This window comes from Alkalihalophilus lindianensis (genome assembly GCF_032843265.1).
Taxonomy (GTDB): Bacteria; Bacillota; Bacilli; order Bacillales; family Bacillaceae_D; genus Alkalihalophilus; species Alkalihalophilus lindianensis.
This window is the reverse complement of the sequence record NZ_JAWJBA010000913.1, coordinates 1-242: the sequence shown is the minus strand read 5'-3', so window position 1 is coordinate 242 and position 242 is coordinate 1. Positions and strand designations below refer to the sequence as shown.

Below are 242 nucleotides of genomic sequence, written 5' to 3'. Positions count from 1 at the left end.
CCAGCATCCATTTCCTCAGCATCGTTCCGATTCCTCGTGCGGGAACCATCTGTTCCCTTCATGCCGCATCTTTACGCGGATGGCGATGTCGCGATGCTGAACTCTTCTGTCAGCGATTTGAAAGATTCTGTCCCGGAACAATGGACAATCTCGATCATTCCATCCATCCCACCATCTTGCATCGGAAAAGCCCGGTAAATGGGCTGTTCGGCGCAAAGCTGATCCAGATCAGTGCAGTGCCG

1 protein-coding gene is annotated in these 242 nt (G+C 52.9%); it reads left to right on the top strand.

Annotation, left to right across the window (positions count from 1 at the left end):
- Positions 1-198, top strand: a 198-nt coding sequence (locus tag RYX56_RS26790) for a hypothetical protein (protein WP_317124442.1), incomplete at its 5' end; no start/stop codon positions are given.
- Positions 199-242: the final 44 nt, after the last annotated feature.